This is a genomic window from Pontibacter populi, from assembly GCF_019336435.1.
Taxonomy (GTDB): Bacteria; Bacteroidota; Bacteroidia; order Cytophagales; family Hymenobacteraceae; genus Pontibacter; species Pontibacter humidus.
This window is the reverse complement of the sequence record NZ_JAHWXQ010000002.1, coordinates 926,712-944,604: the sequence shown is the minus strand read 5'-3', so window position 1 is coordinate 944,604 and position 17,893 is coordinate 926,712. Positions and strand designations below refer to the sequence as shown.

Here is a 17,893-nt window from a genome sequence, read left to right as displayed (position 1 = left end):
TATAGTTGGGAGTAGTGAAAAAGCCTGTTTTGGATATGATGCTTCGTAAACTCTGTTCCCTTGTAAATAATAAAGGCTCCTGATAATTTCAGGAGCCTTTATTATTACTGGTAGTAAATTAGGTTAGTCTCCGTACGGAGGGTTTTGTACCAGCGATCCTTTGCTGGCGTCTATCTCCCGGCGTGGTATCGGGAAGACCAGCATTTCATCATTCCACGGAATTACGTAATCGATATCTCCTGTTTCCGGATCTCTGCCTACCAAGTCAGTTTCGGTACGCTTCAGGTCATGAATCCTGAATCCTTCGAAGGCAAGTTCCAGCCTGCGCTCGAGCAGGATCTGTTCCAGAGTAACACTACCTAACGGGCTTATTCCGGCACGTGTCCGAATCCTGTTTATGTCTTCTGCAGGCGTGGCGCCAATGGCTGTGCCCAGCCTGAAGTTGGCTTCTGCCCGTGTCAGGTACATTTCTGCCAGACGTATAACAGGAATGTTCTGCCCGAAACTCAGCCACTTACTTGTTGTGATCGCACCGAAATTAAAGCCGGTATAGAACAGGGCGGTTAGCCGGGTGTCGTTCTCTTCGTACAGGTCGTAGGTGGTGTATCTGTTCGGGTTTGTGTCCGAAAATTCAGTATTCACGCTTATGTCAGCGCGGCCTACGCCTTCCAGGTCAGCATAAAACGTGGCCAGACCGTCGTTGGCGGTACCGGCATTGTTCTGGTCGTTCTGCTGAATCTCGAAAATGGCCTCGGCGGTGTTATCGTTCCGGAAAATAGCGGTAACCGTAGGGTTCAGCTCATAGCCACCTTCTTCTATTACCCTGTTCGCCTCGTCGCGGGCACCTTCATAGTTCTGCTGCTGCAGATAAACCCGGGAAAGAAAACCACTGGCGGCATAAGTATTGGCCCGCTCATTATTACGATCAGGCAACAGTTCTTTAGCTCTTTCCAAATCCTCTAACACCTGGGCATACACCTCGGCTACAGTATTGCGGGTAGGAGGCGTAGCAGCTTCGGATTCGGTAGTGACTGGTGTGGTACGTACAGGGACTCCCAGGTTCGAGGCAGGATCTCCGTCGTTCCAGGCTTTGGCATAGAGCCGTACCAGCTCAAAATGCAGAATGCCCCGCACAAATAAAGCTTCTCCCTCTATACGGTCCCGTTCCTCCGGTTCTTCGTCCATTATGTCCAGTTTGCTCAGGATGATGTTGGCCAGGTTTATTCCTTCATAAGCTGTTACCCAGGTGCGTTGCGCCTCTGAGTTTTCTGCTGTCATATTCTTGAGGCTCACCTGACGGTAGCCGGCAAAAGTACCCAGCCAGGTAAGGTTCTCTTCTGACCCTTGCAACTCTGGTAGCAGCAGCAGGTTGGTACCGTACAATTCGGGCTCGCCCAGGATCGTATACATCCCGATAACGGCTCCCTGCAGGTCTTCTGGAGTGTTTATGGCATCCCGTGCATCAATTGACTGTTGCGGTTCTACATCCAGCAGGTCGTCGCAGGAGGTAACTCCAAGGAACAGGAAAAATAGGATGGCAGGTAATATATAATTTCGTTTCATGTCAGTTCTGCTTTAAAGGTTAGAGGCCGATGTTAACGCCAAGAGTGAAGGTCTTTGCCAGGGGTGGCGTATAAAAATCGTGGCCAAGCATTACATTGCTGCGCCCGAAATAAGTGGTATTCACTTCCGGATCGTAGCCGTCGTAGTCAGTAAAAGTATGCAGGTTAGTTGCCTGCAGGTAAATCCGGGCAGAGGTGAATTTTACTTTACTGATCCAAGCTACAGGTAATTTATAGCCTAGGTTCACGTAGTTTATTCTCAGGAAAGAGCCATCCTGCATCCAGCGGGACGACTTGCCGGCGCCGTTGCCTGCAAAAAGGCGCGCCTGGGGCACATCGGTAATATCGCCCGGTTCCTGCCATCTGTCCAGCTGGTCTCTTGTCTGGTTATCAAAAAAGTCACCGTTTACCGACTGGAAGAAGCCGGCCATGTTATACACGTCGTTGCCGGTCACGAACTGGAGCAGCGCGCTCAGGTCAAAACCTTTATAACTTAAGTTGTTGGTAAGACCTCCAAGCGCTTTAGGATTTGGGTTGCCCAGCTTCTGATGTTCGGCCTGACCGTAATCGTTGGTAACCTCATCGCTACCGGCACGCACATAGTACAACGCATCGCCGTTGTCTGGATCTACACCCGCGTATTTGGGTCCCCAGAATACAGCCATCGGTTCGCCTTCGCGTATCTGGCCTAATCCCCGTGAATCGCCGAAAATAGTGTTGCCGCCCAGGTCTGTAACTTCGTTGCGGTTAAAGGCTATGTTGAAGTTCGTGTTCCAGGAAAATTCGCCAACAAAGTTCTGCGTGTTGATCACGAACTCAAAGCCTTTGTTCTCTAGTTTGCCGATGTTTTTTGTGATCACACTATAGCCACTGGTGGCCGGCAGGGGCAGATTCAGCAACAGGTCATCGGTTTTTTTGATGTAATAATCGATTTCACCGGTGATGCGGTCGTTAAAAAAGCCGTAGTCCAGCCCGACATCCAGCTGTTTTGTTTTTTCCCAGCGCAGGTCGGGGTTGGGCAAGGTGGTTGGTATCAGCCCTGATTCTTCTTCGTAGGCTGCAGCGCTGTACAAAGCAAGCGGGGCAAAGTTGGCGATCTCGGCATTACCGGTCAGGCCATAGCTGGTACGCAGCTTCAGAAAACTTACTACAGAATTGTCGCTCAGGAAATCTTCCCCGGTAATGATCCAGCCTGCCGAAGCAGCCGGGAAAGTACCAAACCGGTTCTCGCTACCAAACCTGGAAGATCCATCTACCCGCACGCTGCCACTAAACAGGTATTTCTCGTTCAGTACATAGTTGGCGCGGGTGAAGTAGGAAAGGAAAGCATAATCGGTGCCGGTTGAGCTGCCACTGATAATACGGGAAGCACTCACAATCTTTTTAAACCGGTCGCTCGGGAAGCCCCTGGCCTCTACAGACGAAGACTCGGAATTGGCATCCTGGTAACTGAAACCGATGAGGAAATCAAGTTTATGAATGTCGTTAACCAGGGTGTTATAGTTCAGCGTGTTGTTGGTGTTATAGTTGATGGAGGTGAACTGGGAGTTATAGCCATAGCCTGTAGGACCACCGTCTTCTGTTAATCTGCCCAGGTATAGTTCTTCCTGCAGGTTCAGAAAGTCCACGCCATGCTCGGTCCGGAATTGCAGGTTCTTCAGAATGTCGAATTCAAGGAAGCCGGTGCTGATGGTACGGTAGGTCAGTGCATCGTTAAAGCCATCGCGTTGGTCTATCAGGTTGTTATAGTATAAGGTGCGCCTGTTCAGTTCACCGGTCTCCGGGTCTATTTTTGGTTGAATAGATGGGATAGCGTTCAGCTGTATCGGGTTGGAAAAGGCGTTGTCGTCGGATACGCGCTTGTTTAGCGTACGGATTAGCGATAAGTTGGTACCCAGGCGAAACCTGTCTGAAATGCTGTGGTCAATGTTGAGACGGCCGCTCGCCCTGTCGAATTCGTTGCCAACTATAATACCGTCGGTGGTGTTATAGTTGCCGTTTATATAAAAGCGGGTTTTCTCGTTTCCTCCGTTCAGTGATACTTCGTACTGCGAAACACTTCCATCCTGAAAAGGCTCTTCGTCCCAGTTCTGGTCTACAGTTGAGTTAACATCCAGGCCAAAGAAATCGAAAATCTCTGCCGGGTCATATCCTTCATTTTCTGCTGCTTCCGAGAAGAGCTCAATGTATTCTGGCCCGGATAAAAACTCCCTGACCTTGGTTGGTCTGCTGAAGCCGGTATAGTAGTTAAAGTTTACGTTTGTTTTGCCTGCTTTTCCGCGCTTGGTTGTAATGATCACTACCCCGTTTGAGGCCCGGGAACCGTAAATGGCGGCTGCCGAAGCATCTTTCAGTATTTCAATGGATTCGATGTCGTTCGGGTTGATGTCGGCAATCGGGTTCAGGGGTTCTGCATTAGTCGTACCGATATCTGAGGAAGTTACCGGGATGCCATCAACCACATAAAGGGGCTGGTTACTGGCGGAGACTGAGGCGGCTCCCCGTACGCGTATATTCATGCCGGAGCCGAGTTTGCCGCTGCCCTGGTTAATGTAAACGCCTGCTGCCCGGCCCTGTAACGCCGACTCAAGGGAAGGGGCTGGTATGTTCGCGATATCCTCGCCCGATACCTGTGCCACGTTACCGGTCAGCTCCTCTTTTAGCTGAGTGCCGTAGCCTACAACCACTACTTCTTCCAGTTGTTGTTCATCGGAGCGGAGCTTCACATTTATAGTTGAGCGCCCGCCTACCGGTATTTCCTGTGTTGTCATGCCTACAAACCGGAACTGTAGTACGGCGTTGGGTCTTACCGTTAACTGATAATCGCCGGTTGAATTTGTTGTAACACCGTTGGAAGTGCCTTTTTCAAGAATGGTTACTCCCGGCAGTGCACTGCCATCAGTGGCGGAGGTTACTCTTCCAGACACGACTTGTGTCTGGGCCCATGCGCTGCCTGCCATGGTGCAGACGCATAGTAACATGCATAGTAAGATTCGTTTCATGGGTTGCTAATTTAAGTTTGTACATAAGGCGCTGGCTATTAGGGTCGTGAGGGCGGGGAATATGAAAATGAAAGTAAACCCTTATACGTATATAAAGGTATTTTAAGTGTTATTTTTGTGGTTTTTTAAAGAAGAGTATTTTCTTTTTTTTCGAAGGCATTTACGCTGACAAAACTATTTCCCTCTTTCAGGGTTTGCTGCCAGCCAAGTCGCTTCAGTTCGCGACGGATAAAGAAGTTAAGTAACCCATGGGCTACCAGCACAGCTATAGTTTCCTGGTTTGCTTCGTTGGCTAATTGTTTGGCTGCTGCGCTGGCGCGCTGGCGGGCTTGCTTAAAGGTTTCGATACCAGAGCTGTTAAACCCCAGGAACCATAAGATGCGGGCACCTAACAACCATAGTTTTATAGGTAGGTGTATGAAGGGTAATGAAAATATCCTGCGCTCAAACTCCCGGAAGTTAGCATCAATAACCAACTGTACATCATCGCCAAAAATAGCCTTGGCAGTAAGCTGGGAGCGCACCAGGGTGCTGCAGTGTACTTTTTTTATCTCTTTATAAGGAATAGCCTCGTGGGTAAGTACAAACTCCTCCACATCGGCTGCATCGTAATCAGAAATATACTGGCGCGCATAGGTTGCGTTTACAAACCCTATGCTGGTTACCAGTGGCTTTGCATGCCTGATCAGGAAAATACGTCGTGGTTTAGGAGTGTCCAAAAGGATAGTCAGTGATTTTCCAAACTATACGGAGAATACTACACGTGTGTGCTGTAACTGCCCAGGTCTGCAAAAATGGTGGCTTTTATCTGTGGCCACTCAGACTTTAGGATGCTATAGTAAATGGTATCGCGCCGGCGGCCATCGTGCATCAGGGTATGGCTTCGCAAAACACCCTCTTCGGTAGCGCCAATTTTGCGCATCGCCTGCCTCGATCTTACATTCAGCACATCTGTTTTTAACTCTACCCGCTCGTAATCCAACACTTCAAAGGCATAGCTTAGGAGTAAAAACTTACAATGGCGATTCAGGCCGGTGCCTCTGAAGTCTTTGCCGATCCAGGTCCAGCCGATCTCAAGTCGTTTATCTGCTTCCGAAATGTTTCCGTAACTGGTGCTGCCTGCCAGCCTGCCGGTTGTTTTATCAAGTATCACAAAACTATAGCGACGCTTCAGTTGCCTGTCGGTAAAAGCGGTATGCGCCCAGTTCAGCAGGTCTTGTGTGTTGGCGATCTTCGTAACATTCCAGCGCCAGGTGTCGGCATCGAGGGCTATCGTTTGCATCTGCTCCAGGTCATGGGGTTGTAGAGGTCTTAACAGGGTACAGTCGCTCTCAAGGTGCAGGTCTTTTTCGAAGTTCATGGGCGTAGAGGCTAGTTTTCAGATGGCTGGACTTAGCGGCAATATTAAACCAAAAACATATTAAAACAGGGGATCCACAGAAAATTAGCTAAAAAGTAAGAAACTGACCAACTGAATGTTCTATGTCACCGTAATAGAACTCACCAAGAAAATAAAAGTCGTACCACCTGGCCGGCAAAAATCCCGCAGCATACTGCAAACACATTCATCCGGCATCAAACAGGTAACTCACGACAGCTAAAGAATTTACTCTGAAACAAGCGCTGCCCTATAGTAATAGTTATTAGATAAACAGGATACAGGCATTTAGCAGAGAAATAAAACTACAGAAAAGTATTGCAGCGCAGGGCCACGGCTTTAGGGCATGCTTTACACTGAACTATAAAAATGCTGCAGCAATAGTGCGTATAATTTACAGGAGATATTAGTATGGAATTACATCATTACCCTTCCAAGATTTTAATGACAGCCGATACCGTGGGTGGCGTCTGGACCTATACACTGGAACTTGCAAGAGCGCTGGAACAGGCAGGCACACAGGTAGCAGTAGCTGTAATGGGTGGCCGCATGACTGAAGAGCAACAAGCCGAAGCCGCAACTATAAGCAACCTTACCGTTTATGAAAGCGACTATAAGCTCGAATGGATGGACAACCCCTGGAATGATATTGCGAAAGCCGGCGAATGGTTACTGCAACTGCGCGATGAAGTACAACCCGACATTATTCACCTGAATGGCATGGCACACGCTGCCCTTGACTGGGGAAAGCCTGTAGTGGTGGTGGTGCACTCGTGTGTGCTAAGCTGGTGGAAGGCTGTAAAAGAGGCAGATGCTCCGAAAGAATGGAATAAATACAAAGAGCTTGTTACAAAAGGATTGCAGGCTGCCGATGTGGTAGTAGCACCTACACAGGCAATGATGCACCAGGCCGAAGAACTATACGGACCTTTCAAAAAAAGCAGCGTGATCTATAATGGCCGCGGGCAGCATCATTTCCAGTTCGGGCGCAAAGAGCCATTTGTGTTCAGCATGGGCCGCGTCTGGGACGAAGCCAAAAACATCTCGATGCTGGCACACATCGCATCGGAACTTAAGTGGCCTGTTTACATTGCCGGCGACGACAAACATCCTGCAACCGGAAAAACGATAGAACTGGAGAACGTACATTTCCTGGGCAAACTCACCAACAAAGAAGTATCAGACTGGTTATCGAGAGCCTCCATATATGCCCTGCCCGCCAAATACGAACCTTTCGGGTTAACTATACTGGAAGCTGCCATGTCGGGGTGTGCGCTGGTAGTGGGCAAAACTGAAAGCCAGGCCGAGATCTGGGGAAATGCAGCTAAGTATACCGACCCGAATAATGCTGATGAGCTACGCGATACAATCAATAGCCTGATTGACGATGAGTTCTGCCGCAACATAATGGCTTGCCGCGCTGTAAAACGCTCGCATGGCTACACCGCCGACCAGATGGCCCAGGACTATACCCACATCTACCGACAGTTGGTAAATACACCGGTTGCCGTATAAGTTTTTGCAACCTATAGTTGGGACCAGGAAAAATGCCGGCCCCCAACTATAGTTTGTAATTTAAGCTATCTGTTACTGAAAAACTTTTTAGCAAAGTACAACTCCGCGCTCGCTCTTAAGTAAATGTGGCTTTTTTACGCCGATTAACTATAACTTGCAACCATGTCTGCAAATAAACCCACCACCGGAACCAAGCCCTGGAAAGTACTTAAATCTGAACTCGTTTTTGATGAGAAATGGTACAAACTACGCCGCGACGAAGTAGAGTTGCCCAACGGCAAAGTGATGGATGATTATTATGTGAGCGTGCGGCCCGATGTGGTACTGACTTTTCCGGTAACCGAAAGCGGCGAAGTCATTTTTGTAAGACAGTACAAACATGCGGCTGCCAATATTTTTATTGAACTGCCAGGCGGTGTGATAGATGATCACGAAAATAACCCTAAAGAAGCCGCCAAGCGCGAGCTGCTGGAAGAAACCGGTTATACCTCTGATAATGTGGAGCTTGTAGCTGAAGTAATTGACAACCCCACCAAAGATACCAACAAAATTTATTTTTACCTGGCCCGCAACGCCTACAAAATAGCGGAACAGGACCTCGACGAATCCGAAAGTATAGAAGTGCTGCACATTCCAATTCAGGATGTAGAAAAGATGGTGCTTAGTGGTAAGATTAATGTATCAGGTTCTATAGCGCTCTGTTTGCTTGCCCTACGCAAGCTGGGGCTATAGTTACCCACTTTGTCATTTTGAACGCAGAGAGAAATCTATCTCAGTTTATAGTTTGCTACTCTACAATCCGAACCAAGGCTTTTCTTTCATAGCTATCTCTTAACCTGGGAGCTCTAAGAGCCTACAGTTCTATAGTTAGCTTTGGTGCCCTCACGGCCGGGAGGCCCCGTCTTCGGGCATCGCGCTGCTTTCGCTTCCTTGGCTCCTAACGTCGCCATGCCTGACGGCACCGGAACCTCTCGAGGCGCTCAACCCAAAGACTGAGAAGTTTCGCATAGTTTCCTGTATCCATAGTTTGATCCGGTAAGCTTCGAGATGTATCGTGGTGGTAATTCCGTAGGGACAGGTGAACCTGTCCTGTTCGTTGACACTAACTATAGAGCGATAGCTGTAACTAGTGCAGTTGTCGAAAAGTCCCCCTTTGAAGGGGGCAGGGGGATGACAAACGGAAACTATAGAAGTATAACCTAACTATAGCAACAACAGGAATTCCCCTCTAGGGAGGGGTTGAGGTGGGTTAACTCAACCTATAAATTCTTCCTTCCTACTCTCACCCAATAAACATCTTAACCAATCAATTTAAAATTGTTGGTACATTTAATGTATATACATTAAATAAATTTGTATCTTTGTTTAGATATTAAAACAGGTGCTAATGCTCTAAGCTGTTAATAGCTATAGTAGTTAGCGGTACCTGGAAATAAGCAACAAAACTATGAGCAGGAAAATAATTCACAAAGCGAACACAAGAGGGCGCGCCAACCACGGCTGGCTCGACTCGCATCATACCTTCAGTTTTGCAGGCTACTATAGCCCTGAGCGCATGAACTTTGGGTTGCTTCGCGTGCTGAACGATGATATAGTCGCTCCTGGTATGGGCTTCGGGGCACATCCACACGATAATATGGAGATCATCTCGATTCCGTTATCAGGTGAATTGGCACACCAGGACAGCACCGGCAACAAAAAAGTTATCCGGACAAACGATGTTCAGATCATGTCGGCGGGGAGTGGGTTAACGCACTCCGAGTTTAACAACTCTAAAACAGACCATGTGAATTTTCTGCAGATCTGGGTATTCCCGAAAGAGCAGAACATTAAGCCCCGCTATGAGCAGAAGACCTTTAACCCAGCCGAGCGGCAGAATAAACTACAAACGGTTGTGTCGCCGGAGAAGGACGCAGAAAGTATCTGGATTAACCAGGATGCCTGGTTTACGCTCGGAACGCTTAAATCTGGTTTTACAGAAGAGTATCAACTGCATCAGAATGGCAATGGTGTGTATGCTTTTTTGCTGGAAGGAGAAGTAGAAATAGATGGCGAAAAGCTAAACAAACGTGATGGGATGGGTATTTCTGATACGCAAACTATAACTATAAAAGCTACATCAGATGCAGAACTGTTGCTGATGGAAATACCGATGAACTAATAATTACCTTTGGCTAAAAGTGGAATCCCCGGCTGTAGTATGGCTGGGGATTTTTTATTTATGCTTGTCTCAAACTATAGATTAAACCAACCTGTCGACTATAGCAGCCGTTATTACAGAACTACACACAAACAAAAGCTATGGAACAGGAACAAACCACTTTACTGAAAGACTACTCACAGGAAGAAAAAGGAGCATACTTCGGAGCACTGGCTATTATGGCCTCTGCCGATGGTAAAACAACCGACGAAGAACTGCAGTTTTTACAGATGATGGCCGAAGCCGCCGAACTGCCTCAGAACGTGCAGCAGGAGGTAGCCTATATCGCTAAAAACCCGGACAAGATAAACCTGGAGAAATGCCTTGATGTGCTTAAAACAAGCCAGCTACGCTTCTCTTTTGTGACAGATATTATCAGCTTTGCCAAAGCCGACGGGCAATACACACAGGATGAGCAGCAGCGCATAAAAGATGTGGCCGATTACCTGGGCATTGATCAGCAGCAATACAGCATTTTAGATGAGTTTGTAGATAAAGCCGACGAAGCAAAACAGCAGGGCGAGGACCCTACTTCCCATTCTTTTCTGAACAAAACTGGCTTTGGAGATATGTTTAAAAAAGCTGGCATTTCTCCCGGTATGGTTACTGGTATGCTGGGCATTCTTGCTCCTATAGTGTTATCCAGTATGATGCGTCGTCGTGGTGGCAGTAGGATGGGCGGAATGGGCGGTGGCCTGCTCGGGGGATTACTGGGTGGTGCCATGGGCGGCGGAATGATGGGAGGCGGTATGAGCCGCGGAGGCGGACTTGGCTCCATTATATCCATACTAGGTGGTCTGAACGGCCGACGTGGCTATGGCGGCATGAATTCCGGCGGACTCGGTGGTTTACTTGGTGGTATTTTAGGAGGAGGCAAACGCAGGACTTCTGGCTGGTGATCAGTGATTAATAGGCTAGATTTATTAGTAGAGTCTTCATAATCCCGAACTGTTTTAGGCTTTATTGTGGAGGTAACTAAAACGCTATAGTTCTATAGTTAGCTATAGTTGAAATTCGAACTATGCCATTTCTTTCAAATATCCCCTAATCCTGGGAGCTCTACTAGCCTACTGTTTTATTTTTAGCTTTGGTGCCCTCACGGCCGGGAGGCCCCGTCTTCGGGCATCGCGCTGCGCGAATCTCTTTTGCTCGTGCCTCGCAATGCCCTACAGGCACCAGATATTCACAAGGCGCTCCACCCAAAGACTGAGAAGTTTCTCATAGCAACCACTAACTATAATTTGAACCGGTAAGCTTCGAGATGTATCGTGGCTATAGTTCCGAAGGGGCAGGGAAACCTGCCCTGTTCGTGGTCTGTAACCATAGAACTATAGTTTAGAAATTAGTAGCAGCAGCAATTGTCCCCTTGAGGGGACTATAGGGGTGTTAAAACAGAAACTATAAAATTATAGCCACGGACTAAAGCAATCTCAGAAATTCCCCTCTCGGGAGGGGTAGGGGTGGGTTAATACCGCATACTATAAATCGATAACCTAAATTATAGCAAAAACCTAAAAGCTCCCCGCCTTAGGCAAGGAGGAGCTGGCGGTGGTTGGACCAACGCTAACTATAGCACGCTAACCACAACTACAGCAAAAAATAGGATTACCCTAATCATTGGTCCACAACCCTGCCATACGTTTCTGCCTGCTGCCTTAACCATTTTACCAGCCTGGCAGAAAACTGATTTTTCTGAAGGCGCCATTGCCAGTTGCCTTTGGAAGTAGATGGTTTGTTCATGATGCCTTCGTGGCCGAGCCCCAGCACATCCTGCACTGGAACGATAGCCAGCTGAGAAACCGAACTATACGCTAACTGTAACATCACTTCGTGGGCATTCTCCTGCGTCACTTCTTGGTGCACATAGTTGCTGAACATTTTGCGGTCTGCTGCTTTAGCATCTTTAAACCAAGCTTTTACAGTGGAATTATCGTGGGTGCCGGTGTACACAATGCTGTTTGGCGTATGGTTGTGTGGCAGGAACGAACTCTCAAAGGCATACTCATTACTTTCGAAAGCAAACAGGAGAACCAGCATGCCCGGCAACTCAAATTGCTTGATTAGGTCGCGTACAGGCTGGTCAATGTCGCCCAGGTCTTCGGCTATGATCGGCATTTCGGGATTGTGTTGCTTAATGAGTGTGAGCAGTTCGTGCCCCGGAGATTTTACCCACTTCCCATTGATGGCTGTTTCTTCGCTGGCCGGCACTTCCCAGTAAGCAGAAAAAGCCCTGAAATGATCCAGGCGCAGCAAGCTGAAAAGTTTCAGGTTATGATCGATGCGGCGCAGCCACCAATCGTAGTTATGTTTGGCCAGGGCTTTCCAGTTATACACCGGCGTACCCCAGAGTTGCCCGGTCTCGCTGAAGAAATCCGGTGGCACACCTGACACCGCCGATGGTCTTTCGTCTTTATCCAGCTTAAAGTAATCCGGGTTAGCCCATACGTCGGCGCTGTCGTGGCTTACATAAAACGGCATATCGCCTATAAAATGGATATCCTTCTGTTCGCAGTAGGCTTTCAGGTTGTTCCATTGTCGGTAAAAAAGGAATTGCAGAAACTGTTCCTGCTCTATTTTTAGCACCTGCTCTTCGGCCAGTTGCTGCATGGCGCTTTCCTGTCTTGTCCGGATGCCTTTATCCCATTCCACCCAACTTTTAAGCCCGTAATGCTCTTTAAAAACCACGAAGTAACTATAGTCGATTATCCAGTCCTTGTGCTCTTCCAGAAATGCTTCAAACTCCCTTTTTAACGCTTTCGGTTCTGTTGATTTATAGTTGAAAAACACCTTTCGCCAGATCTCACTTTTGAACAAAGTGGCCACTTCGTAGTCTACCTTATCATCTGGGAAACTATAGGCATGCTTCAGGTCTTTTTTCTCCAGCAAGCCATCTTCTACCAGCAAATCCGGGCTCAGAAGTAACGGGTTCCCTGCAAAAGCAGAGTGGCTGCTATAAGGCGAATTGCCCATGCCGGTTTCGGTTGGATTTAGTGGAAGGATCTGCCAGTAACGCTGCCCGGCGGCTTCCAGTTGGTCTGCAAATTTATAGGCTTCCGGGCCTAGGTCGCCGATGCCGTATTTGGATGGGAGCGAGGTAATGTGCAGTAAAATGCCGCAGCTTCGGTGTGGTATGATCATAAGTTTGTTCCGGTTAAGAGTACGACAGGGAATGTTGCTGTGAGATCGGCTAAACTTAGGTTGCTGTTGCCGGTCAGTTGTCTGTTGCCCAGTTCATCCTGCCATTGTTGCGGTGCGCCATCCGGAAGGACAAGTGCTGTATCAGCCCAAACTTTTTCACCTAACGGTAAGCCGTTTTCATTTGTTAGTTTTGTCAACAGCAGCGGTACAGCAACTATAGCCCATTGGTCTTTATACTTTCTGGCAAAGGCAAGTATATGGATTTTATAGTTTCCGGTTGCTTCTAATGGCAAATATTCACCTTGTTCAAATACATCACGGAAGTTGTTGCGGGTAGCCAATGTTCTGAAGAGCAGGTAAAGTTTCACCTGGCCATTTCCAGGTTCCTGCAGCAGTTGCTGGTGTAGTTTTGCCTGTTCGCCTGTAGCGGCAGCCTGCAGTTTATCCAGCGCACCTTGTCGCAAACTATAATCTACTTTCCGGCGGTTATCGGGGTCTACCAAACTCAGGTCCCAGAACTCGCAGCCCTGGTAAATATCGGGCACGCCGGGGCAGGTTAGCTTGAGTAGCAACTGGTTTAAACTATAGAGCCAGCCATAATGCGACAACTTGCGGAAGAACGGCAGGAACATATCCAGGAAGCGCTTGCTCCTGAGCAGTTTACTGGCTAGTTCTTTGGTGGCTTCTTCGTACTCCTCATTCGGGTTGGTCCAGTTGGTGCGGGCTTTGGTTTCGCGTAGGGCTTTGGTAATGTATTCCTGCACGCGTTCGATCAGGGTATCATCAATGGTTTCATCCATCGGAACCACACCCAGCAGCGCCTGGAAAATAAAATACAAGTCGTTGCGGCGCGGCACCATACCCGGGGCTACATCCACGGCAAAATCCATCCATTGCTGCACATTTTGTTCCCACTCTTCCGGCAACTCACTGATCACACTGATGCGCATGCGGGCATCTTCGCCGCGCTTGGTGTCGTGGGTGGCAGTACCATTTATAGAATGAGGAAAATGCTGCTGCCGGCCCTGCATGTGCTCGTGAAAACGCGCAGGTGGCAGGTTAAAAATCTCGGGACTATTGCCCACATCGTTGAGCGAGAGCAGGCGGTTATAGTTGTAAAACGTGGTATCCTCCACACCCTTGGCAGTCAGTGGCCCCGTAAACTGCTGACTCCGCATTACAAAGTATAGTTTATCCCGCAGCACATCTTCTGATTCACTTAAATCAGGTTGGTATATTTTACGGATGGAGTCGAGCTGTTCCTGGCGTTCAGGAGCTTTCTTCACTGCAGTTGCATACGCTTTCTCAATCACTTCATGGGCTACATCGGGCAGCGGAAAGCTGTTGCCATACACGCGGTAAACCGGGAAAGATGCCAGCCAAACGGCCAGGGCATGGTACCAGGTTTCTTCGGCTTCTTCAGGCACGATCTGCAGGTGTTGCAGCAGGCGCAGCAGGTTTTGTAGTTCGCCCTGCATGCGTTTCTCCAGTATAAACAGCTTTTTATCGAATACCAGTTTTTCGTAATCGGTGGTGGCGGTTGGCACGATGCGCTGGTATACCTCGGTTAACTTTTCTTTACCTGCGGGGTCAGTCATCACGTTACTTGCCCAGGCTAAAAAGTCGTAGCCGGAGTTGCCCTGTATCGGCCAGTAATCGGGTATCACTTCTTCACCTTCCAGAATTTTTTCAACCACAAGGTACTTATCATCTCCTGCCATTTCGCGCAGTTGTACCAGGTATTTATCCGGATCAAAAAGCCCATCGACGTGGTCTACGCGCAGGCCCTGTACCAGCCCCTGGTGACAAAGTTGTTTGATAAACTGGTGGTATTTTTCAAAAACCTCCGGCTTTTCGATGCTGAGGCAGATCAAATCATTTACCGTAAAAAAGCGGCGGTAATTCATCTTTTGCTGCGACTCCTGCCAGAAACATAGTTTAAAGAATTGCAGCTCCAGCAGCTCTTCTAACTGCTTTTGATCTGCATTTATAGTTTCCAACAACTTATTCAGGGCAGCGCTTTCGTTTATAGCAGAATGCAAGGCCTGTTTTGCCTGTTGCCAGCGGGCAATATCTAGTTTATCCGAAGCTATCGTTTGCTCCAAGTGCTGCAGGTTTTCTTTTATAGTTTGATCTCCAGACTCATCGGCCAGTTTCTTCAGCAGGTGAGGGTAGGAGTTGATGCTTGCCGGGTATACATTATCGAAATAGGCAATATGAAAGCCGGTCTCATCGAAAGTAAGTTTCAGCTGACCTCGTTCGAGTACTTTTTCCAGCGGCTCGCCCAGGAAAGGCACCATCACTTTTCCTTCAAACTCGGGGTGGGTAAAGTTGATGTCGAAGAAACTATAGAAGTGCGATTTTTGACCTTTCTCCAGCACATCCATCAGCCATACGTTGGTGGGGTGGTAGGCCATGTGGTTGGGCACAATATCCTGCAGCCAACCCATATTACGTTTGCGTAGTTCTTCGGCGATTTCTTCCAGTTCTTCCAGTGTTCCAATCTCCGGGTTTATCTGATGCGGATTTACCACATCATAGCCATGCTCGCTGCCGGGAGCGGCGGTAAAAAACGGGGCGGCATAGATCGTACTGATGCCCAGGTCGTGCAGGTACGGGATCAATTCTTTTACTTCCTTCAGCTTTAAATATGGCGAGAGCTGCAGCCGGTATGTAGCCAGGGGTATATAGGTCATTTATACTTTCAGATTTAAGTTGTCAAATAGCTTGGTAAACAGTGCACTCCATTCAGAGTCAGTAGGGTGTTGGGCGTAGTATTGTTGTTTTATCCGGAAGGCGATGTTTTGTGCCTGCCAGAGGTCGGGTTGCAGGGTGGTGGCGTGCAGGGCAGGAAGCAGTTCGTTTAGCTGGGCCATGAGCTGCAGGTTATCCGGGTCTTTTTCCAGTTGGCGCATAAAACGCTCCATCCGTTGCGAGATGGCAAAGGTGAGCTGTTCTCTGTCGAAGGTAAGCTGCATACGTTTGGCCTGTTGGTTCAACTGCTTCATCTCTTCCAGGTTTGGCTCATCGGCATTCACCTCATCCTGCATTTTTTTATTCAGCATGTATTCCACAATTACCTTTAAAGGGCGTGGCAGCGTTACGTTCAGCGTGTGCATGGCTGCCATCAGGGGGTAGTTGTTATAGTACACCTGTTCAAAACCGCCTTCAATGGCATGCATGGTGTAGCCCAATACCTGGTTCAGTATCTTGTTCTGATCGTCGCGGAACAGGTGCCAGAAGGAATAGTTGTGCGACTCAAAATGCTTGTCCAGGAGCATGATCACTTCCGAGATCATCCCTTTGCTAAAGGCATCTTCCATTTCGCTGAACATGGTCTGGAAGGCTTCATCACCCCGGAATTCACGCACGCCACCCAGCAATTGGTGATCGCCGATATGCAGCACACCATAGGTTATAGTTGCTTCATCCCAGGTTATGTTGGAACGGATATTTGCGCGGCCAACCGCCAGCTTTTGCCGGCCAGCTTCTACAGCCTCATGCTGCTCCGACGTTACACGATAGCAGTATAGTTGACTTTCTTTGGTATAGTCTGAAAACAGGGAAGACACCGCATAGTGCGCACCCACGCGCAGCAGGTCGAGCATAGTAGTTTTGGCGATAGCGCGGTAGGCGTCGGCCGCATTTTTATACTCTATATCATTGCTCTCAGCCTGCGCTAAATGTTGCAGAAAAGTAGTCTCGTAATCGTTGCCGCTTATGCTCTCAGCTAACTGCAAAGCCCGCGCCGCATACAAAATATCCTGCATGGTCTCGATCCCGGTCACTTCATCAAAGAACCAGCCGCAACTGGTGTACATCAGCATAGCGTGGTACTGCATTTCCAGCAGTTTCAGGAAAGTACGTTGCTCCTCTATCGTTAACTCCCTGGATGTATGCGCGACTATAAAAGCCTCTATTTTTTCTTCTGATCTGTCGGAGATAACCTGTATATAATCGTTGCGGCTTTGCCACGGGTCGGCACCCAGCTGCTGCATCTGGCTCATGTAAAGGGGCTCCAGTTCGTCGCGCAGCCAGTCGAAAGCTTCCCGTAAGGGTTTGCGCCATTTCTGGTTCCAGCCAGGGTGGCCACCGGTATTGCAGCCGCAGTCGCTGCGCCAGCGTTCCACTCCATGTGAACAACTCCACGAGCTGTGCTCGATGATCTGTGCTTCGTATTGCGGAGGATATTTCTCCAGGTACTCCCCATAGATCGTTAACCTTGCCTGCTCCTCCTGATAGAGGTGGTGCAAAGTATACGATAAAGCCATTTCGCCGAACCGGTGGTGATGGCCATAAGTTTCGCCGTCGGTAGCAATGTGTAGTAGTTGGGGTTCATCGTTATTGTAATCCAGCGCGCCCAGCAACCGGTTTTTAAACTTTTCGCCGTTGTGCAGCAAGCCTTCAAATGCAACGCCCTGCGAGACAGGTGCCTGGTAAAAGAACAAAACAATTGTTCTTCCCGATGGCAAATGGCACAGGTAAGGTCTGTTCGGGTTGATCTGCGCATTCGTCGCATCCTGCCAGTCCTGTTCTCCTATTTTGCGGTAGCTTTTGGCCTGGTACGGCGATAGAATGGTGAATTTAATGCCGTGTTCTGCCAGCACTTCCAGCGTAGCGGTATCGGCCGCAGTTTCGCCCAGCCACATGCCTTCCGGATCGCGGTTAAAGCGTTTCTTAAAGTCGTAAATCCCCCAGATAACCTGCGTGTGCTTGTCGCGCTCGTTGGCCAGCGGCATGATCATGTGGTTATACACCTGCGCCAGCGCCGAGCCATGCCCAGAAAACCGCTGCTGACTTTCTTTATCGGCAGCCAATATGGCCTGGTAGGTTTCCGGTGCTTTTTTCTCCATCCATTCCAGCAGCGTTGGTCCGAAGTTAAAGCTCATCCAGGCATAGTTGTTCAGGATGTCAACTATAGTTCCTTCGGTGTCCAGGATGCGGGAAGATGAGTTGCGGGCATAGCATTCGTCGGTAATACGCTCGTTCCAGTCGTGGTACGGCCGCGCCGACTCCTGCAGCTCTACTTCGTTGAGCCAGGGGTTTTCGCGTGGCGGCTGGTAAAAGTGCCCGTGTATGCAAATGTATCGTTCCATAG

General features: G+C 48.7%; 11 protein-coding genes. 4 read left to right on the top strand and 7 right to left on the bottom strand.

Going from position 1 to position 17,893, the window contains the following annotated elements; genetic code table 11:
- Positions 1–123: 123 nt before the first annotated feature.
- The 4 genes from KYK27_RS10555 to KYK27_RS10540 form a co-directional block, all read right to left on the bottom strand.
- A complete protein-coding gene (locus KYK27_RS10555; protein WP_199109971.1) occupies positions 124–1,563 on the bottom strand; it encodes a RagB/SusD family nutrient uptake outer membrane protein in 1,440 nt (479 codons plus the stop codon).
- 19 nt (positions 1,564–1,582) lie between these two features.
- Positions 1,583–4,564, bottom strand: coding sequence for a SusC/RagA family TonB-linked outer membrane protein (locus KYK27_RS10550; RefSeq protein ID WP_199109970.1), 2,982 nt, complete (start codon positions 4,562–4,564; stop codon positions 1,583–1,585).
- 125 nt (positions 4,565–4,689) lie between these two features.
- Positions 4,690–5,283 carry a histidine phosphatase family protein gene (locus KYK27_RS10545; protein ID WP_233150371.1) on the bottom strand — a complete coding sequence of 198 codons (594 nt, stop codon included), beginning with the start codon at positions 5,281–5,283 and terminating at the stop codon, positions 4,690–4,692.
- A 38-nt stretch (positions 5,284–5,321) separates the two neighbouring features.
- On the bottom strand, positions 5,322–5,924 hold the full coding sequence (locus KYK27_RS10540; protein ID WP_199109969.1) for a GNAT family N-acetyltransferase: 603 nt from the start codon (positions 5,922–5,924) through the stop codon (positions 5,322–5,324).
- 429 nt (positions 5,925–6,353) lie between these two features.
- Between KYK27_RS10540 and KYK27_RS10535 the strand changes: the two genes are divergently transcribed.
- From KYK27_RS10535 to KYK27_RS10520, 4 genes are all read left to right on the top strand, one after another.
- The gene (locus KYK27_RS10535; RefSeq protein ID WP_233150370.1) at positions 6,354–7,457 is read left to right on the top strand and encodes a glycosyltransferase family 4 protein; all 1,104 of its coding nucleotides are present in this window, start codon (positions 6,354–6,356) and stop codon (positions 7,455–7,457) included.
- 162 nt (positions 7,458–7,619) lie between these two features.
- Positions 7,620–8,189: an NUDIX hydrolase gene (locus tag KYK27_RS10530; protein WP_199109968.1), complete on the top strand. Its 570-nt coding sequence runs from the start codon at positions 7,620–7,622 to the stop codon at positions 8,187–8,189.
- Positions 8,190–8,904: 715 nt separating this feature from the next.
- The gene (locus KYK27_RS10525) at positions 8,905–9,618 is read left to right on the top strand and encodes a pirin family protein (RefSeq protein ID WP_199109967.1); all 714 of its coding nucleotides are present in this window, start codon (positions 8,905–8,907) and stop codon (positions 9,616–9,618) included.
- A 140-nt stretch (positions 9,619–9,758) separates the two neighbouring features.
- The gene (locus KYK27_RS10520) at positions 9,759–10,556 is read left to right on the top strand and encodes a TerB family tellurite resistance protein (RefSeq protein ID WP_199109966.1); all 798 of its coding nucleotides are present in this window, start codon (positions 9,759–9,761) and stop codon (positions 10,554–10,556) included.
- A gap of 715 nt (positions 10,557–11,271) precedes the next feature.
- Here KYK27_RS10520 and malQ read toward each other — a convergent pair.
- Genes malQ through KYK27_RS10505 form a run of 3 tightly spaced genes read right to left on the bottom strand, consistent with a single transcriptional unit; the run spans position 11,272 to position 17,891 of the window.
- Entirely contained in the window at positions 11,272–12,795 is a 1,524-nt protein-coding gene (gene malQ, locus KYK27_RS10515; protein ID WP_199109965.1) for a 4-alpha-glucanotransferase, read from the bottom strand.
- Entirely contained in the window at positions 12,792–15,491 is a 2,700-nt protein-coding gene (gene treY, locus KYK27_RS10510; RefSeq protein WP_199109964.1) for a malto-oligosyltrehalose synthase, read from the bottom strand. The genes malQ and treY overlap by 4 nt, the downstream gene beginning before the upstream one ends.
- Entirely contained in the window at positions 15,492–17,891 is a 2,400-nt protein-coding gene (locus KYK27_RS10505; RefSeq protein ID WP_199109963.1) for a DUF3536 domain-containing protein, read from the bottom strand.
- Between the last annotated feature and the right edge of the window lie 2 nt (positions 17,892–17,893).

Bases quoted from the DNA above. Each gene is read 5' to 3' on its own strand.
- KYK27_RS10555 (WP_199109971.1), bottom strand. From the start codon at position 1,563: ATGAAACGAAATTATATATTACCTGCCATCCTATTTTTCCTGTTCCTT.
- KYK27_RS10550 (WP_199109970.1), bottom strand. From the start codon at position 4,564: ATGAAACGAATCTTACTATGCATGTTACTATGCGTCTGCACCATGGCA.
- KYK27_RS10540 (WP_199109969.1), bottom strand. From the start codon at position 5,924: ATGAACTTCGAAAAAGACCTGCACCTTGAGAGCGACTGTACCCTGTTA.
- KYK27_RS10535 (WP_233150370.1), top strand. From the start codon at position 6,354: ATGGAATTACATCATTACCCTTCCAAGATTTTAATGACAGCCGATACC.
- KYK27_RS10530 (WP_199109968.1), top strand. From the start codon at position 7,620: ATGTCTGCAAATAAACCCACCACCGGAACCAAGCCCTGGAAAGTACTT.
- KYK27_RS10525 (WP_199109967.1), top strand. From the start codon at position 8,905: ATGAGCAGGAAAATAATTCACAAAGCGAACACAAGAGGGCGCGCCAAC.
- KYK27_RS10520 (WP_199109966.1), top strand. From the start codon at position 9,759: ATGGAACAGGAACAAACCACTTTACTGAAAGACTACTCACAGGAAGAA.
- malQ (WP_199109965.1), bottom strand. From the start codon at position 12,795: ATGATCATACCACACCGAAGCTGCGGCATTTTACTGCACATTACCTCG.
- treY (WP_199109964.1), bottom strand. From the start codon at position 15,491: ATGACCTATATACCCCTGGCTACATACCGGCTGCAGCTCTCGCCATAT.
- KYK27_RS10505 (WP_199109963.1), bottom strand. From the start codon at position 17,891: ATGGAACGATACATTTGCATACACGGGCACTTTTACCAGCCGCCACGC.